27 protein-coding genes, 1 tRNA gene and 1 pseudogene are annotated in these 26,295 nt (G+C 63.4%); 20 read left to right on the top strand and 9 right to left on the bottom strand.

What is annotated here, in order from left to right:
* The first annotated feature begins 4 nt into the window (after positions 1–4).
* The 8 genes from ruvB to AC1AYX_RS00830 all read left to right on the top strand — a co-directional run bounded on the left by ruvB (position 5) and on the right by AC1AYX_RS00830 (position 7,908).
* Positions 5–1,087 carry a Holliday junction branch migration DNA helicase RuvB gene (gene ruvB / locus AC1AYX_RS00865; RefSeq protein WP_476501724.1) on the top strand — a complete coding sequence of 361 codons (1,083 nt, stop codon included), beginning with the start codon at positions 5–7 and terminating at the stop codon, positions 1,085–1,087.
* 48 nt (positions 1,088–1,135) lie between these two features.
* Positions 1,136–1,540 carry a preprotein translocase subunit YajC gene (gene yajC / locus AC1AYX_RS00860; RefSeq protein ID WP_476501723.1) on the top strand — a complete coding sequence of 135 codons (405 nt, stop codon included), beginning with the start codon at positions 1,136–1,138 and terminating at the stop codon, positions 1,538–1,540.
* Positions 1,541–1,542: 2 nt separating this feature from the next.
* Positions 1,543–2,124 carry an adenine phosphoribosyltransferase gene (locus tag AC1AYX_RS00855; protein WP_476501722.1) on the top strand — a complete coding sequence of 194 codons (582 nt, stop codon included), beginning with the start codon at positions 1,543–1,545 and terminating at the stop codon, positions 2,122–2,124.
* A 96-nt stretch (positions 2,125–2,220) separates the two neighbouring features.
* Positions 2,221–3,423, top strand: a complete 1,203-nt coding sequence (gene sucC / locus AC1AYX_RS00850) for an ADP-forming succinate--CoA ligase subunit beta (RefSeq protein ID WP_476501721.1) — start codon at positions 2,221–2,223, stop codon at positions 3,421–3,423.
* Between the two features lies 1 nt (position 3,424).
* Positions 3,425–4,348 (top strand): succinate--CoA ligase subunit alpha, encoded by a 924-nt coding sequence (gene sucD / locus AC1AYX_RS00845; RefSeq protein WP_476501720.1) that lies wholly within the window; start codon positions 3,425–3,427, stop codon positions 4,346–4,348.
* Positions 4,345–5,898, top strand: coding sequence for a cell division protein PerM (locus AC1AYX_RS00840; protein ID WP_476501719.1), 1,554 nt, complete (start codon positions 4,345–4,347; stop codon positions 5,896–5,898). Before sucD ends, AC1AYX_RS00840 begins: the two co-directional genes overlap by 4 nt.
* Positions 5,873–7,504, top strand: coding sequence for a bifunctional phosphoribosylaminoimidazolecarboxamide formyltransferase/IMP cyclohydrolase (gene purH, locus AC1AYX_RS00835; protein ID WP_476501718.1), 1,632 nt, complete (start codon positions 5,873–5,875; stop codon positions 7,502–7,504). The genes AC1AYX_RS00840 and purH overlap by 26 nt, the downstream gene beginning before the upstream one ends.
* 116 nt (positions 7,505–7,620) lie before the next feature.
* A complete protein-coding gene (locus AC1AYX_RS00830) occupies positions 7,621–7,908 on the top strand; it encodes a DUF3017 domain-containing protein (RefSeq protein WP_476501717.1) in 288 nt (95 codons plus the stop codon).
* Here the strand turns inward: AC1AYX_RS00830 and AC1AYX_RS00825 are convergent.
* Positions 7,822–8,784 (bottom strand): MIP/aquaporin family protein, encoded by a 963-nt coding sequence (locus tag AC1AYX_RS00825; RefSeq protein WP_476501716.1) that lies wholly within the window; start codon positions 8,782–8,784, stop codon positions 7,822–7,824. The two genes, AC1AYX_RS00830 and AC1AYX_RS00825, sit on opposite strands and share 87 nt — an antisense overlap.
* 149 nt (positions 8,785–8,933) lie before the next feature.
* Between AC1AYX_RS00825 and AC1AYX_RS00820 the strand changes: the two genes are divergently transcribed.
* From AC1AYX_RS00820 to AC1AYX_RS00810, 3 genes are all read left to right on the top strand, one after another.
* Positions 8,934–9,707, top strand: a complete 774-nt coding sequence (locus AC1AYX_RS00820) for a pseudouridine synthase (RefSeq protein WP_101623001.1) — start codon at positions 8,934–8,936, stop codon at positions 9,705–9,707.
* Entirely contained in the window at positions 9,704–11,833 is a 2,130-nt protein-coding gene (der, locus tag AC1AYX_RS00815) for a bifunctional cytidylate kinase/GTPase Der (RefSeq protein ID WP_476501715.1), read from the top strand. The genes AC1AYX_RS00820 and der overlap by 4 nt, the downstream gene beginning before the upstream one ends.
* Positions 11,834–11,964: 131 nt before the next feature.
* On the top strand, positions 11,965–12,744 hold the full coding sequence (locus AC1AYX_RS00810; protein WP_476501714.1) for a class I SAM-dependent methyltransferase: 780 nt from the start codon (positions 11,965–11,967) through the stop codon (positions 12,742–12,744).
* 9 nt (positions 12,745–12,753) lie between these two features.
* Here the strand turns inward: AC1AYX_RS00810 and AC1AYX_RS00805 are convergent, their stop codons facing one another.
* Positions 12,754–13,347: a GAD-like domain-containing protein gene (locus AC1AYX_RS00805; protein ID WP_476501713.1), complete on the bottom strand. Its 594-nt coding sequence runs from the start codon at positions 13,345–13,347 to the stop codon at positions 12,754–12,756.
* A 181-nt stretch (positions 13,348–13,528) separates the two neighbouring features.
* On the opposite strand from AC1AYX_RS00805, the gene AC1AYX_RS00800 reads away from it, so the two are divergent.
* Together AC1AYX_RS00800 and AC1AYX_RS00795 are read left to right on the top strand one after the other, a co-directional pair.
* A complete protein-coding gene (locus tag AC1AYX_RS00800; RefSeq protein WP_476501712.1) occupies positions 13,529–14,179 on the top strand; it encodes a TetR/AcrR family transcriptional regulator in 651 nt (216 codons plus the stop codon).
* Positions 14,180–14,356: 177 nt separating this feature from the next.
* Entirely contained in the window at positions 14,357–15,628 is a 1,272-nt protein-coding gene (locus AC1AYX_RS00795; protein ID WP_476501711.1) for an MFS transporter, read from the top strand.
* 875 nt (positions 15,629–16,503) lie between these two features.
* Here the strand turns inward: AC1AYX_RS00795 and AC1AYX_RS00790 are convergent.
* The 3 genes from AC1AYX_RS00790 to AC1AYX_RS00780 are packed head-to-tail and all read right to left on the bottom strand — an operon-like array spanning position 16,504 to position 17,773.
* Complete coding sequence (locus AC1AYX_RS00790; RefSeq protein WP_476501710.1) at positions 16,504–17,028, bottom strand: hypothetical protein; 525 nt, start codon at positions 17,026–17,028, stop codon at positions 16,504–16,506.
* Positions 17,029–17,061: 33 nt separating this feature from the next.
* Complete coding sequence (locus tag AC1AYX_RS00785; protein ID WP_476501709.1) at positions 17,062–17,325, bottom strand: hypothetical protein; 264 nt, start codon at positions 17,323–17,325, stop codon at positions 17,062–17,064.
* On the bottom strand, positions 17,315–17,773 hold the full coding sequence (locus AC1AYX_RS00780) for a hypothetical protein (RefSeq protein WP_476501708.1): 459 nt from the start codon (positions 17,771–17,773) through the stop codon (positions 17,315–17,317). The genes AC1AYX_RS00785 and AC1AYX_RS00780 overlap by 11 nt, the downstream gene beginning before the upstream one ends.
* Positions 17,774–18,726: 953 nt before the next feature.
* Here AC1AYX_RS00780 and AC1AYX_RS00775 point away from each other — a divergent pair.
* The gene (locus AC1AYX_RS00775; protein ID WP_476501707.1) at positions 18,727–19,116 is read left to right on the top strand and encodes a DUF1304 domain-containing protein; all 390 of its coding nucleotides are present in this window, start codon (positions 18,727–18,729) and stop codon (positions 19,114–19,116) included.
* A gap of 99 nt (positions 19,117–19,215) precedes the next feature.
* Positions 19,216–19,289: transfer RNA gene (locus AC1AYX_RS00770), tRNA-Pro, on the top strand.
* Between the two features lie 204 nt (positions 19,290–19,493).
* Here AC1AYX_RS00770 and AC1AYX_RS00765 read toward each other — a convergent pair.
* From AC1AYX_RS00765 to AC1AYX_RS00750, 4 genes are read right to left on the bottom strand one after another with little or no spacing between them, the layout of a single operon-like run.
* A complete protein-coding gene (locus tag AC1AYX_RS00765; RefSeq protein WP_476501706.1) occupies positions 19,494–19,973 on the bottom strand; it encodes a hypothetical protein in 480 nt (159 codons plus the stop codon).
* A 48-nt stretch (positions 19,974–20,021) separates the two neighbouring features.
* On the bottom strand, positions 20,022–20,777 hold the full coding sequence (locus AC1AYX_RS00760; protein ID WP_476501705.1) for a hypothetical protein: 756 nt from the start codon (positions 20,775–20,777) through the stop codon (positions 20,022–20,024).
* Positions 20,774–20,905, bottom strand: coding sequence for a hypothetical protein (locus AC1AYX_RS00755; protein ID WP_476501704.1), 132 nt, complete (start codon positions 20,903–20,905; stop codon positions 20,774–20,776). Before AC1AYX_RS00755 ends, AC1AYX_RS00760 begins: the two co-directional genes overlap by 4 nt.
* The gene (locus AC1AYX_RS00750) at positions 20,898–21,311 is read right to left on the bottom strand and encodes a hypothetical protein (protein WP_476501703.1); all 414 of its coding nucleotides are present in this window, start codon (positions 21,309–21,311) and stop codon (positions 20,898–20,900) included. The genes AC1AYX_RS00755 and AC1AYX_RS00750 overlap by 8 nt, the downstream gene beginning before the upstream one ends.
* Positions 21,312–21,731: 420 nt before the next feature.
* Here AC1AYX_RS00750 and AC1AYX_RS00745 point away from each other — a divergent pair, with 420 nt between their 5' ends.
* From AC1AYX_RS00745 to AC1AYX_RS00725, 5 genes and pseudogenes are all read left to right on the top strand, one after another.
* The gene (locus AC1AYX_RS00745; RefSeq protein ID WP_476501702.1) at positions 21,732–22,154 is read left to right on the top strand and encodes an alpha/beta fold hydrolase; all 423 of its coding nucleotides are present in this window, start codon (positions 21,732–21,734) and stop codon (positions 22,152–22,154) included.
* Between the two features lie 60 nt (positions 22,155–22,214).
* On the top strand, positions 22,215–22,559 hold the full coding sequence (locus tag AC1AYX_RS00740) for an alpha/beta fold hydrolase (protein ID WP_476501701.1): 345 nt from the start codon (positions 22,215–22,217) through the stop codon (positions 22,557–22,559).
* Between the two features lie 673 nt (positions 22,560–23,232).
* The gene (locus AC1AYX_RS00735) at positions 23,233–23,787 is read left to right on the top strand and encodes a PLD nuclease N-terminal domain-containing protein (RefSeq protein ID WP_476501700.1); all 555 of its coding nucleotides are present in this window, start codon (positions 23,233–23,235) and stop codon (positions 23,785–23,787) included.
* A gap of 214 nt (positions 23,788–24,001) precedes the next feature.
* Entirely contained in the window at positions 24,002–25,396 is a 1,395-nt protein-coding gene (locus AC1AYX_RS00730; protein ID WP_476502019.1) for a UTP--glucose-1-phosphate uridylyltransferase, read from the top strand.
* Between the two features lie 125 nt (positions 25,397–25,521).
* Positions 25,522–26,236, top strand: a pseudogene (locus AC1AYX_RS00725) (helix-turn-helix transcriptional regulator); the annotation flags it as partial.
* Positions 26,237–26,295: the final 59 nt, after the last annotated feature.

The raw sequence follows: 26,295 nt of genomic DNA, 5'->3' as shown, positions 1-26,295 counted from the left end.
ACGGATGAACGAACCCTACATCAGCGGCTCGGTGGCCGAAGGCAACGAGAACATCGGGGCGAACGAGGAGTCGCTGCGCATGGTCTCCTCCCAGCCGGTCGGCAACGAGCCGGTCAGCGACGAGGAGCTGCGACCGCACGTCCTCGACGGTTTCATCGGCCAGCCGCGGCTCAAGGCGCAGCTCCAGCTGTTCCTCGACGCCGCGCGCAAGCGCGAGGTGCCGCCGGACCATATCCTGCTCGCCGGCCCTCCAGGTCTCGGCAAGACCACTCTGGCGATGATCGTCGCCAACGAGCTCGGCGTGCCGATCCGCATCACATCGGGTCCCGCCATCCAGCATGCCGGCGATCTCGCCTCCATCCTGAGCTCCCTCGACGCGGGGGAGGTGCTGTTCGTCGACGAGGTGCATCGTCTGCCGCGCGCCGCCGAGGAACTGCTGTACATCGCGATGGAGGATTTCCGCGTCGACGTGATGGTCGGCAAGGGCCCCGGCGCATCCTCGATTCCGCTCACCCTGCCCCGTTTCACGATGATCGGCGCGACCACGCGCGAAGGCATGCTGCCCTCGCCGTTGCGCGCGCGTTTCGGCTTCACCGCGCATCTCGACTTCTATCCCGTCGATGAGCTGGAGAAGCTCGTCGAGCGCTCGGCCTTGGTGCTCGGCCTCGCGTTGGAGGAGGGGGCGGCCCATCAGCTCGCCCTGCGTTCCCGCGGCACGCCGCGTATCGCGAACCGTCTGCTGCGCCGCGTGCGCGACTGGGTGATCGTCCACGACCTGCCGTCGGCGGGGCCGGACGACGTCAAGGAGGCGCTGGCCCTCTACCAGATCGACGCCGAGGGGTTGGACCGTCTCGACATCGCCGTGCTCAACGCCATCGTGCGCAACTTCAACGGCGGGCCGGTGGGACTCAACACCCTGGCCGCCATGGTGGGCGAGGAGTCGGAGACCGTGGAGACCGTATGCGAGCCGTATCTCGTGCGCGAGGGGTTCCTGGTGCGTACGCCGAAGGGCCGTGTGGCCACGCTCAAGGCGTGGGGCCATCTCGGCATACGGCCGAAAGAGGACGTTGTCAACAAGCTTTTCTAAACTTCAGAAGTTGGACTAGTCGTTTCCGATCGGAAGGAATTCCCCTCAATGGATCCCAATATGCTTTTCATCGTCGTGCTCGTCGTGGTCATGGGCGGCATGATGTGGTTCCAGTCCAAGAAGAACAAGGAACGCCAGCAGCAGGTCAAGGACTTCCGCGCCAACCTCAAGCCCGGCACCGAGGTCATCACCATCGGCCAGATCATCGGCAAGGTCGTCTCCGTGGACGAGCAGTACGAGGAGATCGTCATCGACTCCGAGGGCTCCCTGCTGCGCTTCTCCTACAGCGGCATCGCCAAGGAGTACGAGCGCCCCGCCTTCATCTCCGACGACGAGGTGGATGAGAACGGCAACTCGCTCCCCAAGGACGAGGACGCCGCCGACGGCGAGGCCCAGGTGGACGTCGACACGTCCGTCGAACAGAACAACGCCGACGCGAAGAAGGCCGAGTGACCATGACCGGCAGCGACATCACGATCCGCGATCTGGAGAAGGTGGGAGCCGAGGACGCCGCATACCTCGTGTCCCTGATCCGTTCCGTCCCCGGGTTCCCGAAGGAAGGCATCATCTTCCGCGACTTCATGCCGGTACTCGCCGACCCGCGCGGCCTTGACATCCTGCTGCGTGCGCTCGAAGCCGCGCTGCCGGTCCCGGCCGATTCGTTCGACGCGATCGCCGGTCTTGAATCCCGTGGATTCCTGTTCGGCCCCTCTCTCGCCCATCATCTCGGCAAGGGCTTCATCGCCATCCGCAAGGCGGGCAAGCTCCCGCCGGAGACCATCGGCGAATCCTATGACCTCGAATACGGCACGGCCAGCGTCGAGATCGAGACGACCGCCGTCAAGCCGGGGGAGCGCGTGCTCATCGTCGACGACCTGATCGCGACCGGCGGCACGGCGAAGGCCGGCGCCGACCTCATCGAGAAGGCGGGCGGCACGATCGCCGGATTCGGCTTCGTCATGGGTCTCGAAGGCCTTGACGGGCTCGACAAGCTCGGCGACGTCCCCACGTCGACGCTCATCTCCATGCCGGCCTGATTCCGGCGCAACGGTTTTCGGCCGCCACCACAGCCCATCATGGGCATGGTGGCGGCCATGTCAATAGTCAACAAGTCACAAGCACACGGAAGAGCCATGGATCTTTACGAATACCAGGCGCGACAGCTGCTCGAGGAGCAGGGCATCCCCACCCCGAAGGCCGTCTACGCGCAGAACTCCCATGAAGTAGCCGAAGCCGCCGAACAGCTCGGCTACCCCTGCGTCGTCAAGGCGCAGGTCAAGATCGGCCATCGCGGCCAGGCCGGCGGCGTCAAGCTCGCCAAGACCCGCGACGAGGCGATTCTCGAGGCGGAGGACATCCTGCCGATGACCATCCACAAGCACAAGGTGAACGGCGTGCTCGTGGCCGAGGGCAAGAACATCCTCCACGAGTACTACGTGTCCATCTCCGTGGACCGTACCTCCCGCGACTACGACGTGCTCGCCACCGCCAACGGCGGCACCGAGGTCGAGGAGATCGCCAAGGAGCATCCGGAGGCGGTGAAGCGCCTGCACATCGAGGCACTCGACGACTTCGATCTCGAGGCCGCCACGAAGATGGCCGAAAGCATCGGCTTCTACCATGCGGACGTCGACCAGGCCGCGCAGATCCTGCTCAAGATGTGGAAGTGCTTCAAGGAGAACGACGCGACGCTCGTCGAGATCAACCCGCTCGCCAAGATCGGCGATCCGGACGACGAATCCTCGAAGAGCCTGTGCGCGCTCGACGCGAAGATCTCCCTCGACGACAACGCCGCCTTCCGCCACGACGGCTGGAAGCGTTTCGCCGACCCGCTCGCCAACGACGAGTTCGAGCGTCGCGCCAAGGACCATGGCCTGCACTACGTGCATCTCAACGGCCAGGTCGGCGTGATCGGCAACGGCGCGGGCCTCGTCATGAGCTCCCTCGACGCCGTCTCCGGCGCCGGCGAGGAGCAGGGCACCGGCATCAAGCCCGCCAACTTCCTCGACATCGGCGGCGGAGCCTCGGCCGAGGTCATGGCTGCCAGCCTCGAGATCGTCGTCTCCGACCCGCAGGTCGAATCCGTGTTCATCAACGTCTACGGCGGCATCACCTCCTGCGAGCAGGTCGCCAAGGGCATCCTCGAGGCGATCGACACGCTTGGCGGCACCAAGCCGATCGTCGTCCGCTTCGACGGCAACGCGGCGGCCGAGGGCCTTGCCATCCTCGCCGAATCCAACAACCCGAACGTGCACGTCGCCGAGACGATGGAGGAGGCGGCGCATCAGGCCGCCCGCATCGCGGCCGACGCTATCGCAGCCAAGGAGGCCAACTGATATGACGCTCTTCATCGAAGACGACGCCCCCGTCATCGTGCAGGGCATGACCGGCCACCAGGGCATGACGCACACCGCGCGCATGCTCAAGGCCGGCACCAACATCGTCGGCGGCGTCAACGCCCGTAAGGCCGGTCTCGATGTCACCTTCCCGGCCGCGCGCGACGGCGAGGATGCCACCATCCACGTCTACGGCTCCTGCGCCGAGGCGCGTGAGGCCACCGGTGCCAAGGCGTCGGTCGTGTTCGTCCCGCCGCGTTTCGCCAAGGCCGCGGTCGTCGAGGCAATCGAGGCGGGCATCGAGCTCATCGTCGTGATCACCGAAGGCATTCCGGTCGCGGATTCCGCCTACTTCGTCGAACTCGCGCTGCGCCACGGCGTGCGCATCGTCGGCCCGAACTGCCCGGGCCTCATGACGCTCGCCTCCTCCGAGGAGACGCACGGCGTGAACCTCGGCATCATCCCCGACGGCATCGTCGGACGCGGCCCGCTGGGTCTCGTCTCCAAGTCCGGCACGCTCACCTACCAGCTGATGGGCGAGCTGAGCGACATCGGCTTCACCGCGTGCCTCGGCGCCGGCGGCGACCCGATTGTTGGCACCACGCTGCTCGAGGCGCTGCAGGCGTTCGAAGCGGATCCGAACACGAAGGCCGTGATGATGATCGGCGAGATCGGCGGCAGCGCCGAACAGGACGCCGCCCAGTGGGCCTCCGAGCACATGACCAAGCCGGTCGTCGCCTACATCGCCGGCTTCACCGCCCCCGAGGGCAAGCAGATGGGCCACGCCGGCGCCATCGTCTCCGGAGGCAAGGGCACCGCGAAGGACAAGAAGGAAGCACTGGAGGCGGTCGGCATCCGCGTCGGGCGCACGCCCGGCCAGGCCGCCGACATCATGCGTGAGGTGCTTGCGGGTCTCGAGCGGTGAACAATCCCGTAACATCGGCCCGCATCTCCGCGCTGCTCAAGGGCGTTCTCGCCGCGCTGGGCGCGATGGCCCTGTACGCCATATCGCTCGGCTGCTTCATCGCGCTGATGCTGCTGGTCATATCCATGGAGGAGGGCGGCGAGAGCCTGCCCTCCTCGGCATTGCCCCTGACCGAGACCATAGTGCTGCTCAGCCAGGGAACCGGCTTCACGTCCGGCCCCATCGTCGTGGGGGTCATGCCTCTGCTGCTCACCGTGATGCTCATCGCGCTGATCGCGCAGTGCGCGTCACGGGCTGATGCGGGGGCGCTGGGATGGTTGGGCGGTCTGGCCGTATGGATCGCGCTCAACCTGGTGTTCTCCGGTGGCACGAACATGGAGCTGCATGACGCGCCCGCGGTGATAGCCATGAAGACGGCCTGCGTGTGGACGGTCGGCTACGCGTTCGCCGCCGTTCCCGTCTCGTCCGCCGCATCGACCGTCCGGAGACGACTGAACGAACGGCTTTCGCCGCAGGTGCGCCGTATGGCGGCGCTCGGCCGGGTCGTCACCGGCATGCTGGCCGTCGTGCTGCTCGTGGCCGCCTTCATCGTCACGGTCGTATGGATCGTGCGCGGGTGGAGCGCCATGACCGCCCTGTTCGAATACGACGGCATGGAGAACGGCTCACGCGTCCTCACCACCATCGCATCCCTCGCATGGCTGCCCAATCTCGTCGTGTGGGCGTTGTCCTGGTTCGCCGGAGCCGGTTTCCATATCGGCGAACTCGGATCGTTCACCATGTGGGTGGGCCAGTCGGCGGGTCTGCCGCCGCTGCCGGTGTTCGGTCTCATGCCCGAGCCGATCGCGGACGACCGCATCCGCATCGCCCTGCAATGCCTGATTCCGGCGTCCGCAGGCGTCATCGCGCTCCTCGCCATGCTCGTGCCGGGGCCGATGCGGGTCCGTCCGGTGAAACCCGCCGACGGCTCCGATGCCATGAAGCGGATCGTCGTCACCATGGCCGGCCATCTGGCCGTCCTGGTCGTTGCGGGAGCTGTGACGGTCGGCGCATGGTGCGCCTGCTTCGCCTTGTCCGACGGCGCGCTCGGCGCGCACCGGCTGTCCCACGTGGGCGTCGATATCCTGCCGTCCACCCTGCTCGTCGCGCGTTCGATCACATTCGGATTCGCAGCGGCGTGGCTTGCCGTGGCGGTGGTGTTGTCCGCCATCTACGGGATACACTGGATTGTCGAACGCCATGCGGCACGGATCGCGAATGCCGCTGCCGTCGCGGCCGAACCGGCGGACCATGTCCCGGCGTCCACGGACGACGGCGAGGATTCCGCCGACACCCCGGACGCCGGGAACCCCGCCGATGGGAACGACGCCACTCGGGAGCACGAACGCGGAAGCGTGAAACCCCGTTCCGTCCGTTCCGAGCGTGCCGTGCGTTCGGAGACGTTCGAACGCACCATCGCCGTGCGGCGCGCACCGCGCACCGTACGATCAGACAAGCTTGACCAACCAACCAAGGAGGAATCCGATGACAACAACGAATCGTCCGATTAAGCGGGCGCTGGTCTCCGTCTTCCACAAGGAAGGCATCGAAGTGCTCGCCGAGGCCTTCGTCAAGGCCGGCACCGAAGTGGTGTCCACCGGCTCGACCGCGAAGCGTCTCTCCGAACTCGGCGTGCCCGTCACCGAAGTGAGCGAGGTCACCGGATTCCCCGAGTGCCTCGACGGCCGCGTCAAGACCCTCGACCCGCACATCCACGCCGGCATCCTCGCCGACATGACCAACCCGGACCACGCCGCCCAGCTGGAGAAGTTCGGCATCAAGCCGTTCGACCTGGTCGTCGTCAACCTGTACCCGTTCGCCGACACCGTGCGCTCCGGCGCCGATGAGGCGGCCACCATCGAGAAGATCGACATCGGCGGCCCGTCCATGGTGCGCGGTGCGGCGAAGAACAGCGCCACCGTCGCTATCGTCACCGATCCGGCCGATTACGCGCTCGTCGCCGCCCGCGTGGAGAACGGCGAGGGCTTCAGCCTCGAGGAGCGTCGCTGGCTGGCCGGCAAGGCGTTCGCGCACACCGCCGCCTACGACGCGACGATCAACGAGTGGACCGCGAAGCACTGGCCGAAGCCCGCCACCATCGACGAGACCGATCATGACGACGAGGGCCAGCCGGTCGACGATGCGAAGTTCCCGGCCGCGTTCACCCGCACCTGGGACCGCTCGCACACGCTGCGCTACGGCGAGAACTCGCACCAGCAGGCCGCGCTCTACCTCGACCCGCTCGACCAGACCGGCTTCGCCCACGCCGAACAGCTCGGCGGCAAGCCGATGAGCTACAACAACTACGTGGACGCGGACGCCGCATGGCGCGCCGTGTGGGATCTCGCCCCGTCCATCGCCGTGGCCGTCGTCAAGCACAACAATCCGTGCGGCCTCGCCATCGGCGCCACCGCGGCCGAGGCGCACCGCAAGGCCCACGCCTGCGACCCGGTGAGCGCGTACGGCGGCGTCATCGCCTGCAACACGACCGTCACCCTGGAGATGGCGGAGAGCGTGCGTCCGATCTTCACCGAGGTGATCGTCGCCCCCGCCTACGAGGACGCGGCGCTCGAGCTGCTGAAGACCAAGAAGAAGAACCTGCGCATCCTCAAGGTGGCCGAGCCGCCGAAGGGTCACACGCAGTTCCGCCAGATCGACGGCGGCCTGCTCGTGCAGGACATGGACCTCATCAACGCCACCGGCGACGATCCGGACGCGTGGAAGCTCGTCTCCGGCGAGCCGGCCGACGCCGACACGCTCAAGGATCTCGTGTTCGCCTGGCGCGCCATCCGCTGCGTCAAGTCCAACGCGATCCTGCTCGCCCACGATCAGGCGACCGTCGGCATCGGCATGGGCCAGGTCAACCGCGTCGACTCCTGCCATCTGGCCGTCGAACGTGCCAACACGCTGGCGGACGGCGCCGACCGCGCCACCGGTTCCGTGGCCGCGTCCGACGCGTTCTTCCCGTTTGCGGACGGTGCCGAGACGCTGATGAACGCCGGTGTGAAGGCCATCGTGCAGCCCGGCGGCTCCATCCGCGACGAGGAGGTCATCGAGGCCGCGAAGAAGGCCGGCGTGACCATGTACCTGACCGGCACCCGCCACTTCTTCCACTGATCGACGAACGGGGCCGGCCGTGCTCCTCTTCGGAGGGAAGCACGGCCGGCCCCGTCGGCATGGATATCGCAAACCGCAAACGCACGCAAACCAGACAAACGCACTGAGGTACAGGCATGAAAAACCATCCCTTCGTCTCCGAAGCCCATGAGGGCAAGCCGTGGTTCGAGTGGATCGTCGCCGCGCTGGTGATCGCTTCCGGCGTGCTCGCGGTCCTCGGATACACGATGGCCGCCACGGTGTTGATCTCCGTGACGGCCATCGTGACCGGGCTCATCCGTCTCATCATGCGCGAACGAAGCCCTTGGAAGGTGCGGTCAGTCGCGTTCGACTCCTTCATCGGCATCTGCCTTGGCGTCGGACTGCTCGCCACCTACTTCAGCGTGTACGGCATCACCCTGTGACACCGCGGCGTCGTCCGCCTCGCCGTCCTCATCGGCCGTCGTCTCCTGCGCCTCCTGCGCGGAGTCGGCGGCCTCGTTGTATTCGGTGAGCTGGGCGGGGTCGTCGCCCTTCGCCTTCGGGGCGACGATCATCTGCTGGAGCACCATCACGAGCGCGACGAGCGCAGCGGCAAGCACCGGGCAGATCCAGAACACCCACAGCTGGCTGAGCGGCTCGACCTGAAGCTTCTGGTTCTGGGCGAACAGCGCGATGCCGGTGGCGCGCGCCGGGTTCAGCGCGGCGCCGGTGACCGGGAAGGCGACGGCGGCACCCACCGCGTAGGACACGCCGGTGGCCAGCGCGTAGCGCTTCGTGCCGTAGGTCGCCATGGCGGCACCCACGATGAGCAGACCGGCGACGAGCTCGACGGCGATCGCCTGGGTGATGGAGAAGTTGAGACCATACTGGGTGAGCGTGCTGTAGGCGACGGAACCCTTGTCGAAGCCGTTGACGGTGGTGGTCAGCCACTGGGCCAGCGTGACGTTCTCGGAGGTGGGCAGCAGGAACTTGACGAGCATGCCCGCGAGCGTGGCGCCAATCACCTGGAAGACGATGTAAAGGATGCCGTCCACGAGCTTCGTGCGGCCGGTGACCATGGCCGCGACCGTCACCGCCGGATTGAACTGGCCGCCGGAGACTCCGCCGAGCGCGAGCACGGCGGCCGCGTAGACAAGACCCGTGCCGAGCGCGATGTAGGCGAGGTTCAGCTGGAAGACGATGGAGCCGAACGTGCTGAACACGTAGATGGCGAAGCAGATCAGGAAGGTGCCGACCAGCTCGGCCCCCACGCGAAGCGGCCACGGCTGTTCCTTCGTGATGTTCTCTTCAGATGTCATGTGTGTTTCCTTCGATTCTTGTTCGGAGTTGTTCCGGGGGCGCGGCCCGTCGGAGCACTGACAGTCTAGCAGTAGCACATCGGGCCGTATCCGGGGGGTACGGTATCATATTCAGGTTGGAAATACCCCTAGGCCACGTTGGGAGAACGATGCCAAACGCATATTCCCGCGCCATGAAAGCGCATGAAAGCAACAACGAAGGAATCCGACTGCAGAAGATCCTCGCCCAGGCCGGATTCGGTTCCCGCCGCAAGTGCGAGGAGATGATCACCGAAGGACGCGTCGAAGTGGACGGCGAACTCGTCACCGAGCTCGGCACCCGCGTCGACATGTCGCGCCAGCAGGTCCGCGTCGACGGATCGCGCGTGCGCATCAACCCGAACCACGTCACGCTCGCGCTCAACAAGCCGCGCCGCGTGCTCTCCGCCATGGACGATCCGAAGGGCCGCTACACGCTGGCCGACATCGTCGGCGACAAGTACGAACGCATCTTCCACATGGGACGTCTCGACTACGATTCCGAGGGTCTCATCCTCATGACGAACGACGGCGAGCTGAGCCAGCACGTCATGCACCCCAAGTACGAGGTCGAGAAGACCTACATCGCCACGGTCGAGGGCAAGCTGTCCGGCACCGTGTGCCGCCGTCTCGTCAAGACCGGCGTGCAGCTGGACGACGGCTGGATCAAGCTCGACCACTGCGCGATCATCGACCAGAAGCGCGACGCCACGATCGTCAAGGTCGTGCTGCACTCCGGCAAGAACCGCATCGTGCGACGCATCTTCGGTTCGATCGGCTTCCCGGTCAAGCGTCTCGTGCGCACGCAGATCGGCCCGATCAAGCTGGGCGAGCTCAAGTCCGGTTCCTACCGCGTGCTCAGCCAGACCGAGGTCCGTTCCCTGTCGAAGGCGGTGGGCCTGTGATCCGCGTCGCCATCGACGGGCCCGCCGGCGTCGGCAAGTCGTCGACGTCGAAGGCGCTGGCCAAGTACTACGGTTTCGCCTACCTCGACACGGGCGCCATGTACCGCGCCTGCGCGTGGTGGTGCCTCAAGCAGGGCATCGACCTCGACGCGGAGCAGGTGGATGAACGCGTCGTCACCGAGGCGGTGGGCGAGTTCTTCACCGGTGACCATTTCGACATCTCCGTCGATCCGGACGCGCCGGCCGTGACCGCCGACGGCGTGGACATCTCCGAGGCGATCCGCTCCTCCGAGGTCTCCACGCACGTGTCCAAGGTGTCGAACATCATCCCGGTGCGCAACGTGCTCATCGCCGCCCAACGCGCGTACATCGCGCGCGAGGCGGACAAGGAGTCGTTCTCCGGCGGGCTCGGCATCGTCGCGGAGGGTCGCGACATCACGACCGTGGTCGCCCCGGACGCGGAGGTGCGCGTGCTGCTCACCGCCCGCGAGGAGGTGCGCCAGGCGCGCCGCACCGGCCAGGCGGCCGGCGGCGTGGGTGCGGAGGACGTAGCCGCACGCGACCGCATGGACGCTCGGGTCACGAACTTCACGACCGCCGCGGACGGCGTCGTCACCATCGACAATTCCGACATGGATTTCGCGCACACGCTCGACACGCTGATCGGGCTCGTCGACGAGGCCATCGAGGAGCAGGAGTACGCGCGCTACGCCGCGAACCTCGAAGGCTACGAGCTGGACGAGGGCGACGAGGCGCTGATCGAGGGCCGCGGCGCCGGCGAGACGTCCGGCAGGCCTGGTCCGAAGCAGGTGGGCGTACTGGCCGTCGTGGGACGCCCGAACGTCGGCAAGTCGTCGCTCGTCAACCGCATCCTCGGCCGTCGCGTCGCCGTCGTGGAGGACACTCCCGGCGTGACTCGCGACCGCGTGAGCTATGACGCGGAATGGTCCGGCACCGATTTCAAGCTCGTCGACACGGGCGGCTGGGAGGTGGACGTCGAAGGCATCGACTCCGCCATCGCCTCGCAGGCCGAGGTCGCCGTGAACCTCGCCGATGCGGTCGTGCTCGTCGTCGACGGCCAGGTCGGCATGACCGATACGGACGAGCGCATCGTGAAGATGCTGCGCGCCTCCGGCAAGCCGGTCACGCTCGCCGTGAACAAGGTCGACGACCGCGAAAGCGAGTATCTCGCCGCCGAATTCTGGAAGCTGGGACTCGGCGAGCCGTATGCGATCTCCGCGATGCACGGCAGGGGAGTGGGCGATCTGCTCGACGCGGCGCTCGACTCGCTGCGCAAGGCGGAGAAGACGTCCGGCTATCTCACGCCGTCCGGCCTGCGCCGCGTGGCGCTCGTGGGACGCCCGAACGTGGGCAAGTCGTCGCTGCTCAACCAACTGGCCCGCGAGGAGCGCACGGTCGTCAACGATCTGGCCGGCACCACGCGCGATCCGGTCGACGAGGTCATCGACATCGACGGCGAGGACTGGCTGTTCATCGACACGGCCGGCATCAAACGCCGCCAGCACAAGCTCAAAGGCGCGGAATACTATTCGTCGCTGCGTACGCAGGCGGCGATCGAACGCTCCGAGCTGGCGCTCGTGCTGTTCGACGCGTCCGTGCCGATCTCCGACCAGGACCTCAAGGTGATGAGCTCCGCCGTGGACGCGGGCCGCGCCATCGTGCTCGTGTTCAACAAGTGGGATGCGATGGACGAGTTCGACAAGCAGCGTCTCGAACGCCTGTGGGTCACCGAGTTCGACCGCGTCACCTGGGCGCAGCGCGTGAACCTGTCGGCGAAGACCGGCTGGCACACGAACCGTCTCGCCAAGGCGATGCGCGAGGCGCTGGAATCGTGGGACAAGCGCGTGCCGACCGGCAAGCTCAACGCGTTCCTCGGCCAGCTGCAGTCCGCCCACCCGCATCCGCTGCGTGGCGGCAAGCAGCCGCGCATCCTGTTCGCTACGCAGGCTTCGACGCGTCCGCCGCGTTTCGTGATCTTCGCGACCGGCTTCCTCGAGCATGGCTACCGTCGCTACATCGAGCGTTCGCTGCGCGAGGAGTTCGGCTTCGAGGGTTCGCCGATTCAGATCTCGGTGAACATCCGCGAGAAGAAGAAGCGCAAGTAGGCGGATTACGATTCGCATCGACCCGATGATCGCCGTTTCCGGTGATGGCTATGCGTCATCACCGGAAACGGCGATTTCGGTATCCGTCCCTTCCACCGATGACGTGCGTCCGGACGCCTATGCTATGCGGCATGGGGAAGACAAGATTTCATGGCAAGGCACAGGCGTATGCGGCGGGGAGACCCGGCTATCCCGAAACGGCCATCCGGCATATCGGCGGACTGATCCGACGGGAATCCACGTCGGCGGCCGACGACGCCGATAGCCCCGATAACCGTGGCGCTCACGTCATCGCGGACATCGGCGCCGGCACAGGCAAGCTCACGGTCGCGCTGACGGAGCTGGGAATGCCCGTATACGCCGTCGAACCGGATGCCGACATGCGCGCCGAACTGACGGACCGCACGCACGGACTCGCCGGCGTGACGGTCGTCGCCGGTTCCGCCGATGCCACCGGACTGCCGCCGCACAGCGTGGATGTGATTACCGTCGCACAGGCGCTCCACTGGTTCGATCCGGACGCTTTCGCCGCGGAATGCCGTCGCATCGCACGCGACGGACGATACCTGCTGGTCTCGCTGTACAACGTCACGTCGTTTGACTCGGCGATGCGACCGGACCGGCATGACGGGCACGGTGACGTCATCACGGGCAGCATCCGGCATTTCGAGGACACGACGGCCATGTTCTTCCACAATCCCGAAGTCCGTTCGTTCCCCAATCCGATCCGCTACACGCGTGACGCATGGCATGCCTACATGGACTCGCACTCGCACAGCCCGCTGCCGGACGAAGCGGGGTACGAGGAGTACCGGACATGGGTGGATGGACTGTTCGACCGGCGGACGGTCGACGGTGTACTGACCGACGACACCGTCTGCATGGTGGCCAGTGAATACGTGCGTCCCTGATCCGATTCTTCAATCGAGTTGGACGAAGCGGATGTTGTTCTCGTTGAGCTGGTAGCCGACCGCGATCATCTCCTTGAGATAGGCGCGCATGTTGCTGATTCTCAAATGATCGGCGCGTTCGGGTCCGCCTTGGCAGACAAGGGGATCATATGCATAGCAGTCGCCGTACTTCGGTATCGGCAGTCGTCTTCTTGCCGTCTTATACCCCCGGATGCCCAATACATCCCGACGGAAGTACTCATCGGGGATATCCGCCAGATAATACTTGAGCGCGGATGATCGGAAGATGCTGTTGCGGAACTGGAGCGTCGCCACCGAGTCCCGCGCCTCCAACACGATCAGATCGCCGAATGCGGTCGCGAAGATGGGAATCGGTACCTGGCTCTTCCATGGCAGGTGATACAGACGGACCAGTAACCCGGTCCAATCATCGGGATTGACGACGCGAAGGTATCCGTCGCAGAAAGTGCCGAGACCCCATCGTTCCCATACATCGACGATTTGGGGCGGCAGTCTGTCATGCCACCGCTCGTACGAGCTTGGAGGCATCGGGCGGAACGGCACAAAATCATCGAAACAGCTCCGGTCATCCGGATCGATCATGGGCGTCCTTTCGCCGTGCGACTGGCCGCAGTTCAAGCAGCTCCGTTTCCCATATTAGAGACTCCCGCGAAGAGAGGTTACGACATGCGAGTCGCTGCCGGACGATCTTCAGGCCGACCTATTTGACAGACCGACCGACGGTCTGTATACTGTCGGAGACAGCGAACGGAAGGAGGACCACATGGCACGCAATGCACATCCCGAGGAGACCGAACGGCGAATCCTCGATTCCGCCCGTAGGCTCTTCGCCGAAAAAGGCTACGAGAAGACGTCCATCCAAGACATCCTGAATGACCTGGGACTGTCCAAGGGCGGGCTCTACCATCATTTCAAGTCGAAGGAGGCGATCCTCGACCAGCTGAACGCCGACGAGTGGGCCGCCACCGCGCGCCTCCTTCAGGAACTCATCGGACGCAAGGATATGAGCGCGCTTGAGAAGTTGCGTATGCTCATCGTCTCCGCCGTGGACGCCCCCGACCATCTGGACCTTGTCCGCTCCCAATTGGCCTTGCTCAAGGACCCCGCGTTCTTTACGGCGAACATGCGCTTCTGGTCGACAAGATTGCCGGAATCCTTCCGCACGCTCATCGACATGGGCGTGCAGGACGGCTCCATTCCCACGACGTATCCCGAGGAGGCGGCGCAGTTGCTCTCGCTCCTCGGCAACTACTGGCTCATGCCCTGCTTCTATCCCGCCGATCACGCCGACATGGAACGCCGCATCCGCTGCCTCGCCACGATGCTCGACGCCATCGGCGTGCCGGTGTTCGACGAGACGCTTATCCCGCGGGCGGTCAAGGGCCTCACGGCCCTGGCGCCGGAAGGGGAGTAGTCGGTGTCCGCGTAGGCGGCGTACCCGAGTGTGCCATCTCGCACACCCTGCCGCCTCAAGTGGCGGGACACTCCCACGTTCTTATACGTTGGTGACATTTTCATCACCATAACAGACCGACGGTCGGTTTGAATATACGGCCGTAACCAATCAACAGTCAACGGAAAGGAATCCACGATGACGAACGCATCCGGACACACAACCCAACCGCAAAGAGGACAAGTCGCGGACCCTCTTCGCGTACGCGACTTCCGCCTGCTTGTCGCGGGTCTCGGCATATCGCTTTTCGCCAACCTCATGTTGCGATTCGCCATGTCCATGTGGGTGCTTGACGAGACCGGATCGGCGGCGGCGTTCGCCTCCATCCTCACCGCGAGCATCCTGCCTACGATCCTGCTCTCGCCCCTCGGCGGTGTTGTGGCGGACCGCACGAACCGCAGGACCGTCATGGTGATGCTCGATGCGCTCTCCGCCGTGACGGTGATCGCCTGCACGGTAATCTTCTTGGTCATCGGCTTCAATCTGGCGGCGATAGCCGTGATGCAGGTGGTGCTCGCTGTGCTCGACGCCATGGAGACGCCCACGGTGCAGGCGGCGCTGCCGCAGATGTTCCGCTCCCACGGTGAAGACGTGATGCGTCGTGCAATGGCCGTGGTCAACGTGGTGAACCAGACGAGCATGCTCGTGCCGGCCGTGCTTGGCGGCGTGCTCTACGCGGCGGTGGGCGTGGTGCCCATGATGGGCATCACCATCGCGGGGTTCGGCACGGCCGCCGTCGTGGAGTGCTTCATCCAGCTTGGCGCGCCTGAGCGCGGTGATGATGGACACGTCACCGCACTCGACGACCTGCGCGCGGCCGGACGTTTCCTCACCCGCGAACGCCCTCATGTGCTGCACCTGGTGTTGATCTGCGCAGCGCTCAACTTTTTGGTGACGGGCTATGCGGAGGTCGGCTTCCCCTACATGGTGCGGACCGTACTGGGCTTCGGCTCCACGGCGTATGGTCTTGCATACGGTCTCGTGGGCGCATCCGGTCTGCTCGGAGCGCTCGTCGGCGGGAGAATCGCGAAGTCGCTTGCCATGCGGCGATTCCCGACGTCGATCGCCGCGTTCTCGCTCACCATCCTGCCCCAGACGCTCGTCATGACGCTTCCCGCAGGCGGGGGAGTGCGCCTCACAGTGCTCACGGCAAGCACCTGCGGAACCATGGTCGCCATCACCCTCGCGAATCTCATCGCCGTGCCGGCGATCCAGATGGACTGCCCCGAGGGCATGACCGGCAAGGTGATGTCGCTCGCGCTCTCCGCGAGCATGTGCGCGCAACCCCTCGGACAGATTGCGTACGGCTGGGCGTACAACGTCTACCCGGCGGGAGCGGTCCTGGCGATGACGCTCGTTCTGGCTGTCGCGATGCTGCCGCTGGTCGCGCACGTGGCCCAGCGGTTCTAGGGTGGGCGCCCATCCACGACGATTGCGGGATGGCCTTCGCATCGCGAATAAATGCATAAATCACATCCCAAGCGAAGAAACAAAAAGCCCGGAATCGTTGAAATTCCGGGCTTTCTAGTCGGACTAGCGGGATTTGAACCCGCGACCCTCTGCTTACTTGCCACCGAACAGCTGCTTGAGCAGGCCGACGTTCGGATTCATGACCTTCCCCGCCGAAGGTTTGGCCTGCGTAGCCATGTAGGTCTTGATGGCCTGGGCGTGCGCGTTGATCTCCTCGGCTGTCTCGCCGCGCAGCAGATCCGACCGGCACGCCGGTCTTCTTCGCGGCTTCGTCGCGCCACGTGAGCCGTTGCTGGGCGGTCTTCAGGTCGTTGAGCTCCTTCTCGGTGCGGGTCTCCAGCTTCTGCGTTTCCGACAGCTGGGATTCCTTCAGCACGGCCAGCTCGTCCGCGGCCGACTTGTTCGCCTCGGCCTTGCCTCGCCGCGATTTCGCCCATTCGAGCTCAGACTCGTATTGTGCCTTCCAGTCGACGTCCTCCGGCGGCGAGCCCGATTGCTTGTCTTCGGTGTTCGGGACGTTGTTGTCTTCGGCCATATGGCCTCCTCCCGCCCGAATCCGGGCATAAGAAAAGCCATCACGGAACATCCATGATGGCTAATAGGCGAATTAGACGCGTACTTCCCCTGTCACTCATCAGGGAACTGAATAACACCTCTGCTGATTTTTTCCCGACGAAGTTGGCATCGATAATAATCAGCGTAATCGATGAGATAGTCCAAAGTCTGTTGAGTAGGATTTAATTCATATAGATAGCGTGATACCTGATAAAGGATTCGCTTTTTCCTCCACATATGTATGCGGTTTGGTATTTTTCCTATGAGGGATCCGCCCCGAACGGAAGCGGTGCGGGCAACGGTGGACGCCTGCCAGGTCTGAAGAACTTGCGCCAAGTTCTGGCAATGTGTGGAAACCGAAACTTCATCCACATTTTGCGTAATTTCCCAGCGCCTACACGCTTATCAAGGAACCACATTCCAGAATGGTCCCCCATGGGAGTATTCACCCACATAGCTGTAAAAATTCCGATAGACCCTTGGCCGTTATTAAGCGTGTTATTAACGGAATTTCCCCACAGCTTTAACCGCTCAAGACGAGGCATAGCGCAACCTAGAAAAAATCCTCCTAATGCAATAAAAAGCTCGTAAAAGAAACCTTGTTTATGGAAAGCACCGAGCGCTATAAAAATAATTGCTAGCAAAAGAAGAAGCGGCGTCCAACTGAATCTCCGAATATGTATTCGGCAAAAATCTGCATTGAGATGCAGCTCTTCCCCTAAATCTTCTACAAGGTCGCGTGTTGAGGATTCGGGATAGGGCAGCACACTCTTAGATGAACTCATGATAGAGATGATACGACATAGGCAAGGACCCTGTTAGCAATCCCGTACGAGCGCCATATCACGGCTGTGCATGTTGGTGGCGCCGGTGGGCATGAGCGGTGAGCTGTAGAGACGTTCGGCCTTGCCGGTCTTCTTGTTCACGTACCAGTCGCAGCCGTCTATCATCGCGAAATCGGAATCCGCGGGCACGTGATAGTACTCGGCATCCTCCCGGCCTTCCGCTGCGGTGGGGATGCCGCCGTTGGCCTGTTCGACAATCTGTCTCGCCTGATGGTAGCTGGTGACTTTATCGGCCATGTGCTTGTCCTCCTTGACTCGGTGGCGTGGATTCGGCCCAGTTGTCGTACTCGCTGGAGTGCCGCCGCCATGCGGTGTCGTCGCGGTGGGTTCGTTGGAGTTTCCACTCGCTCCAGCTTCGCACGGTGGCGGGATCGGCGACCCATGGTTTCGCGTAGGCGGGCGCGCCCTTGAAGCTCGGCCGGCCGCCTTCGAGCAGCGAGCCGGTAGGCTGCATGTCGTCCATGCGCAGGAACCTGAGTTCGCCGTCCTTGATGTCGTCGGGATAGTAGCCGGGAATCTTGCCGTTGGAGTATCCGTGCTGCTGGTAGTCGACGGGCTGGTATTCGCGCATCGCCTTGATTGTCGCCTCGTTGGAGTACTTCCGGGTGGACTTATGGTGGCTGCCGTTCGAGTCCATCCACGCGTCGGCGACATTCCGGCGGCAGACAATGCGGTAAGGTTGCACGGATACTGCTTATGCCCCATCTTCATCAACGCCCCGACCGCTGGCATGTCATCATCGGCGACCCCCGTTGATGTGCTCGGCGCCGAACGAGGCGACGTCCAACGGCTACTTCAATGCGCTAGAGAAGAGTCGTGGGTCACGTTCGTCATGGTCTTACCTAATTGCGGCTGGCGGCTCCACGGTTTGAACAATCCACATACTTCATACACATGCCGATGACGAGTGCCGGACCACGTCAGACAGCCTCCTCAGCGAACTCGGCATCCTCGACTTCCATCGTGACTGACGATTTGCTTTTGTCATCCAGGCCTACTAGTCACCCAATCTCCCGACTCGCTTCGAGTGAATGACGGGGACATCACTTGGCTAATTGAAAACCAGCCGCACAAGGTCCCCGCCAATAATTCTCACACCAAGCTCCTATAGGGGCGAGTAGAGAAGCGAGCGGCCCAGACACCAGTGACCTAACCCAGGTAGGAATCCGCTCCATTGATTTCTCACTCTTTGAACCAAGAAGGGTTCGCATAGAGAAACCAAGACGGCATCAGTATATCCGGCAGCCCGTTTGAGGCAAAATTCCAGGGAGGGCACGGCGCTGTGACACTGAAGGGGCCCAAAGCCGGCCGACGAGTGTCTCGGGCGGATTGGAGTTGCTTCGCAGCTTGCCCATGAGGACTTCGCCGTGTTGCGGATAGGGAAATCCCACGGTGAAAGGAAGAAGCCATGGGGTCACCCCATCCTTCCAAGCACTCCGCTTGTCGATGTCCCGCCATCACTAGGGCGCCAACAAGCAGACAAGGCGTTCAATTGCTTATGTGGCTATGCTTTCGCTGAGTCTCATGCAGGGATATCGTGTGAAGGTAGGGTATGTATCCCGAATCCTGAATACGCCTCCTTCATCGGCGATTCAGGGCGCTCCGCTCATTCACCGTTGCTCTGAAAGGACCGTTCACATGCTTGTCGCCGCCTGTATCTTCGCGATTCTTGCAGGATTGCTCCATGTCGTCATCTTTATTCTGGAATCGTTCCGTTGGACGGAACCGAAGACGATGGAGATTTTCTCCATTCGATCCATCCAAGAGGCCGAGGCCACGAAGGAGATGGCGTACAATCAGGGCTTCTACAATCTGTTCCTCGGCATCATGGCCATAGTGGGATCAGCATTGTCGCTGTCCGGATACCACATCGCAGGAGTGACTCTGATAACCGCCGGGACCTCGTCCATGGTCCTCGCAGCTCTGGTATTGTCCATCGGCAGTCCTGACAAGCGAGGTGCTGCGATCAAGCAATTCGCATTCCCCGCGATCGCTTTACTGCTTATGGGTGCTGCCATCCTGTTCTGACGAATCCGACTGTTCCGGTTGGCTCGACACGAATAAGACACGCCGATTTGCGTTTCCAGAACCATCTGGTAAATTATTCGACTGTTGCAAATGCGACATCGGACCATAGCGCAGTTTGGTAGCGCACTTGACTGGGGGTCAAGGGGTCGCGGGTTCAAATCCCGCTGGTCCGACGGTTTAGTCCGGAATTTCAACGATTCCGGGCTTTTTTGTATCCTGCGACACGCCGTGTTCCTTCCCTCTTGGACACAACTACGGACACAATTCGGGACACAACGGGACACACCCCTACCCCGACACGCCTCATATCGACGGCATGTCGCCCCACGGCCGCGAGACCGGCGTTTATCCGACGCGAACCCTACACCACAGTTTCTTCACACGGTTTTTGTCGAGGGGTGCCTCTCGCGTTGCCTGACCGAGTAGATGTCCTGATTGTAATAGGCGGCCTTTTCCTTGACCCGTCTGTGGGCCTCCTCGTCCTTGCCCCACCATCGGGTGAACTGGGCCGGCCTCGGCCGGTTCTGGTGCTCGTCCTGCGTCATGCGGCGAAGCGCCTTCGGATCGAACACCTTCTTGACACGGAAGTTCGTCAGCTTGTCGCGGGCGATGTATGCGGCGACGAGCCGCCACTGTTTGCGGGCCTTGCCGATGACATACAGCACGCCTCCGTCATCCTTCGTGCTGTTGTCCCACCACGACGACACGTACACCTTCGTGCCGGGGCTGAAGATTCTCGTGCCATGCTCGATGTGATGGTCCTGACCGACCTCGTGTTCGTCCACGACGTTCGCGACCAAGCACCATGAGAACAGTTCGCCGCGCTGCCGCTGCTTCGCTTCTTCCATATTGTTCATGCTACGGCCCCGCTCTCCCATCGTGGAGAACGGGGCCGTGCTGTCGTTTCAGCCGGCTCTCCGCCGCAGCAACGGCACGATGCCGCTCAACGTGACGTGGCCGTGTTGGTCAGGCGTGAGGCGTTTCTGGTGGATCCACGTGCGAATGGTCGATGCCGGCAAACGGATGCCGGCCTTGGCGCATTCACGGCTCAGCTGCTTCGGGGTGCCCTTCTTCTCGGATTCGGCAAGCTTGTCAAGCAGTCGGTCGGCGACGTAGGTGCGGTTCACCTGCGCGCCGCAGGAACGGCATTCGCCCATGTGGTCTCGTGGCGCTCCCCATACGACGCCGTGCTTGCAGAACGGGCACGCGCCGAACGCCACCCGCGTGGCCGGTGGATCCACCATGCGGTTCACCTTGCCGGCCATGTCCACGATGTCCCTCCACCATTCGCGTGCGTCCGATGCCGCGAGCAGTGGTTTGTCGTCCTTGAGGATGCCTCGCACGAGTTCGGGCACGCTGGCCGTTCGTCTCGCGGCCGGTGGGCACCCGCACTGGAGCGCGGCGAGCCGTGCCAGTTCCTCCGCTTGGCAGTAGAGTCCCCACGCCTGTTCGCGGATGAGCAGCGGCGCGTGCGCCGACCTGCTGCGCACTCCCGTACGGTCGTTGCCGCCGGTGCCGGCCTGGCGTGCGGCGATCAGCAGCGGGGCGGGCGTATCCACGGCTATCGAGTCCAACGCCTCGCGGAACTTCCGGGCGCACGAGGCGCACACGTTGAGCCGGCCCGCATGGTTGCCGTCATGGTTCGCGCAGTATCGGGTCATGGCCGTGCCCCTTTCACGTTGTCGAGATGCTGGTGGAGTTGGACGCGGCTGCCGGTGTCGTATCCACATGAGCACCACCAGTGGAACCGGCCGTCGTACTCGGTGACGATGAGATGCGGCTCACTCATGGTCGTCCACCTCGATCCGGTCGGCGTAGCGGATGTGCTCCTGCATGAGGCTCAGGCTGGTGAAGTCGTGGCCGCACGAGCAGATGAACACCTTGCCCCGTTTGGCGGTGTCCACGAGACGATGGGTCATCAACGGGCGGGGCGCTTGGAAGGATGCTACGGGCATGATGACGGCTTTCTCTTCGAGATGGTTGAGGAACTGCTGGGAGCTGCGGGTCTTGTAGCCGCACGTGCATTCGCGCGTCTCGCCGGCCGCGGTGCCGAACCCGCTCGTCACGGCGGGCTGGCGAAGGAACTGGACGGCCGCCGGGTAGACGCGGCGCAAACGGTGGTGCGCGGTCTCTTCCGGCACAGGAATGACGCGCGGCCGGGGCTTCGCATGGCGCTTGGGGTGGATGATGCTCATAATGGTCGCCTCCAAAGTCGGGTGAACAGTCGGACCTCTTCGTCCGACAGACGGATATTCGGGTTCCAACGTTCCGCCATCCGCCACCTGGGCGGTTTGAACGGCCTCACGCCGATTGGAATCCGATAGCATCAACCTCAACGACATCGCGGTCATTTATGGCGAAGTACGCGAAGTCGATATGAGAGCCCCGGAATCTTACTAAGAAAGGCTCCGTCTGGGCGTTTTGGCGTAGCTGAAACGCTTGGCAAAACGCCTGACTTTTGGAATCGTCTTGAGAAGACACAATGATTGTGGGACGCTGCCCCTCACGGTATAAGCGGGAAATCGCGCTACCAAGGCGGCAGTCTCGCCCAAATAGGCTTGTTCGGATTGCCATCACGCGAGAAGGCCCCTCGTTGTACGTTAACGGCATAAAGTGTGAAGGGAAAGCTGAACATGGAAAGTTCGTATGAGACGGGCTCTGGCACGGTGCGCTACTGGGTCACGGGCGACCAGCGCAAGGACGAGGCTATCTGCTTGATGTTCCTTCCCGGACTCACCGCCGACCACACGCTCTTTGATGCACAGGTGGCGTATTTCTCTAAGCACCGGGCGTGCATCGCGTGGGATGCGCCCGCCCACGGGCTTTCCCGGCCCTACCCGCTCGACTTCTCGATGGAGGACCTTGCGTGCACAGTTGCCGGCATCCTCGATAAGGAGGGCATCGACCACGCTGTGATCGTGGGACAATCCCTCGGCGGCTACGTGGCTCAGATCTTTGCGGCGGACTTCCCGGGACGAGCGGCCGGCATCGTTCTCATCGACTCCGCTCCGCTCGCCCGCAGCTATTACGAGCGATGAGAGACGTGGATGCTCGCACGCATGCGACCGTGGCTGGCGTTGTTCCCCGGCAGGTCGCTAATGGCGCTCACCGCCCGTTCCACGGCCGTGAGCGTGAAGGCGCGGCAATCGATGGCCCGTATGCTCGAGCCATACGGCCGCCGGGAGTTCATAGACCTTTCCGAGCATGGCTATCGCATGCTGGCCGACGCAATCGATGCTCCCCGGAATTTCAGACCCGAATGCCCCACTCTGCTCGTGTGCGGCAAGAAGGACGCTGCCGGCGAAGCCGAGCGGTTGAACCGCCTGTGGAGCGAGCGTGACGGACTGTCGCTGCATTGGGTCGCAGGTGCGGGGCATAACTCGAACGTCGACGCCCCCGACGACGTCAACGCCGCGATCGAGAGGTTCCTGGCGGGATTGTAGGGGCACGCACCCGGAAGAGCAGGGCCGACGGCGGTAGCGTGGAAGGCTTCAACGGACTCGGAAGCCCAGCCTTGGTCGATGCCGTTCTGGTGTACCGCGACCTCCTCTAAGCGTTCGGGGTGGCACCGGCATAAGGGGGCGGCCAATGATTCGGGTTCACGGGCGGCGCTGGCTACGGTCGGCGCCGCCCGGGGAACAGCATCGTATATACCTCGTCGTCTCTCTTCGACTCGACATCCGCCCATCCGACACCAAGCCTGCCCACCTCGTCAAACATGCTCATCACACTATGCATCGACATGCCCTGTGGAATAACACCTACCAAAAGAATCTCACGAAAGCCACTAGAACGGCGTCATTGCAACGAAACGCAACTGACGAAGCTTGCGGAAACCAGCGAAACGACCTTTCAAACCAGCAAGGGGTCGCGGGTTCAAATCCCGCTGGTCCGACCAGACGGTCCGGAATCTCAATGATTCCGGACTTTTTGTATTCCACGACATGTCACCCGCTCTCTCTTGGAACGATGGAGGTTATAGGCCAAGGTGGGGCCCGCCACCGACACGCCTCATATCGCGGGCGTGTCGTCACGCAACACGCCGCCATCGTCCTCCGGGCTCTTGCATCATCCGCGGTGCAGGGAATATCCTTGGACAAACGAAGGGAGTCTGCCATGTCAGAGCCGAACCAGACAGCACCTCAGGCGCAGCAGCCTGAAACAGAGATTCCGCAGTCCGGGTCCTCCACCGTGGAACGGGGCGCATACGACGCGTACACGCAGCAGTCGTACATTCCGCCCGACGCCGAACGGCAATCCTACACGACGACGGGGGAGCACCCTCAGCAATCCGTATCCGGACAGCCCGGATACGGATACGCGGCACAACAGCCCCAGCCGCAGATGGCGTACCCGTACGCCCAGCAGCCTGCGCCGCCGTATGGGGCACCCTACGGCTACCCCCGACCCATCTACCCGGATCCCGCTGACAGCGGTTCGTTCGGATGGGCGGTTTTGGGATTCTTCGTCCCCGTCGCCGGTCTCATCCTTTGGCTGGTCTGGAAGGACACGCGCCCGTTGGACGCGGCGAAAGCGGGCAAGGGCGCGCTCGTGTCGGTCATCCTGTCGGCCGCGCTCGTCGTCCTGTACATCATCTTCATCATCGTGATCATCGTCGTGGGACTGTCGGCGAGCTCCGCCGCCGGGGTCCTCGCCGCCGCGGCGATATGACGTCGTCCCGAGGGCTTGATTCGCGAGCATCAGGCGGAAGCGGCGTGTGAAAGCGCTTGTTTCCGCCGATTTCATCCTATCGTTCACCATTTCTACACGCCATGTTTTCCGGCATGACGATGGCGTTCTTCCAATATCCGGTACACTGGTCGTCTATCGAATAGTCGTAAAGGAGAGATAGTTGTCAGACGTTTTCGATAAGTCCGCCGCGAAGATGCGCGATCACGGCATGAGCGAAATGGCCATCAGCCAGTTCAGGCATCTGTACGATGTGTGGCGCAACGACGAGGGAGCCACCTGGATTCAGGAGTCCGACGTCGAGCCTCTCACCGGCGTCCCGAGCTTCCACGACATCTACGACACGATCGATCACGACAAGGCCGTCGGGGCCTTCGCCAAGACCGCGTTCCTCAAGCTCAACGGCGGCCTCGGCACGTCGATGGGCCTCGACTGCGCGAAGTCGCTGCTGCCCGTGCGCCGCCACAAGGCCAAGCAGATGCGCTTCATCGACATCATCCTCGGTCAGGTGCTCACCGCACGCAACCGTCTGGACGTCGAGCTGCCGCTCACCCTGATGAACTCCTTCCGCACTTCGGCGGACACGATGAAGGTGCTGCACCACAACCGCAAGTTCCATCAGGAGGACATCCCGATGGAGATCGTGCAGCATGTGGAGCCGAAGATCGACCTGGCCACCGGCGAGCCGGTCTCGTTCCCGCAGAACCCGGATCTCGAATGGTGCCCGCCGGGACACGGCGACCTGTACTCCACCATCTGGGAGTCCGGCCTGCTCGACAAGCTGGAGGAGCACGGCTTCGAATACCTGTTCATCTCGAACTCCGACAATCTCGGCGCCCGCCCGTCCCGCACGCTGGCGCAGTACTTCGAGGATTCGGGCGCGCCGTTCATGGTCGAGGTGGCCCGCCGCACCGAGGCCGACCGCAAGGGCGGCCACATCGTCCGCGACCGCAAGACCGGCCGTCTCATGCTGCGCGAGATGAGCCAGGTGCGTCCCGAGGACAAGAAGGACGCACAGAACATCGACAAGCACCCGTACTTCAACACCAATTCGATCTGGGTGCGCGTCAACGCGCTGAAGGCGATGCTGGCCGAGCATGACGGCGTACTGCCGCTTCCGGTGATCCTCAACCACAAGACCGTCGACCCGACGGATTCGTCGACGACGCCCGTCCTGCAGCTGGAGACTGCCATGGGTGCCGCCATCGGCCTGTTCGACGGCGCCATCTGCGTGCAGGTCGACCGCATGCGCTTCCTGCCGGTCAAGACCACCGACGACCTGTTCATCATGCGATCCGACCGATTCCACCTGACGGATACGTATGAGATGGAAGACGGCAACTACATCTTCCCGAACGTCACGCTCGACCCGCGCTACTACAAGAACATCCACGACTTCGACGAGCGCTTCCCGTACAACGTGCCGTCCCTCGCCGCCGCCAATTCGGTGACCATCGAGGGCGACTGGACGTTCGGCAGGGACATCATCATGTTCGCCGACGCGAAGCTCGAGGACAAGGGCGAAGCCCGCTACGTACCGAACGGCGAATACGTGGGTCCGCAGGGCATCGAACCCGACGACTGGATCTAAAAACACAAAAAACGGAGCCAATTTTGGCGAAAAGCCGACGACTCCGGAAAAAACACCGTAATATAGATGGAGGTTGCGCTCACGAGGCGCAGTTGAGATTTAACCTTAACGATACGTGAGGACTAATGGCAGAGGGTAGCACCGGGAGGCGGCGTTTTTCCGACAAGTGGGGCAAGCATGAGCTTGATGTGTTGGCCGTGTTGTCATCCGCGTTCCCGCAATGGCTCACCTCACGTCAGATCGCACAGCGCGTGAAGGCGTATGCCGACTCGTACGGCGAGTTGGCCGATCAGGCGGCGAAGGCGGCATTCGCGAAGCAGTTCCAACGCGACCGTGCGAAGCTGGCCGCCATGGGCATCGCCATCGAGTCCCGGCAGCCCGAATACTCCTCCAAATCGGAGGGGCAGGACTTCGCCTCGTATCGTCTCCAGCTCGGCGACGAACCTCGGATTCGTCTGAGGTTCGAGCCGGAGGACATGTCGGTGCTCGCGGCGGCCAACTATCTCGCCCGCTCCATGTCCATGTCGAGCGACCACGAGCAGCAGTCCGGCAACGCCCACGCCTCGCGCACGGCTCCACGCGTGCCGCAGACCCCGATTCCCGGCCTCGGACTCGATTCGATCGCCCCGGGCCTCGGCACGCAGACCATCCCGGACGCGCTGGTGAAGGTCATCGACTCCCGTCGCTTCGCCGCCACCATCGACGTGGACGGCGAGCACATCAACGTCGCGTACACCGATTCCGATGATTTGGCGATGTATGTGCTGGAGCATCCGGGAGCCTCCATCGTGAGCCCGCAGGAGGCCGCGGACGCGTTCCACCGCCGTCTCAAGGCCGCGGAGGACATGCGTTCCGTCGAGGATGTGATGCGCGACGGCTCCATCGCGGCGGGTTCCCGG

It is taken from the genome of Bifidobacterium sp. LH_419, assembly GCF_056356955.1.
The sequence above is the reverse complement of the archived record's forward strand: the minus strand, read 5'-3'. Positions and strand labels throughout refer to the sequence as shown.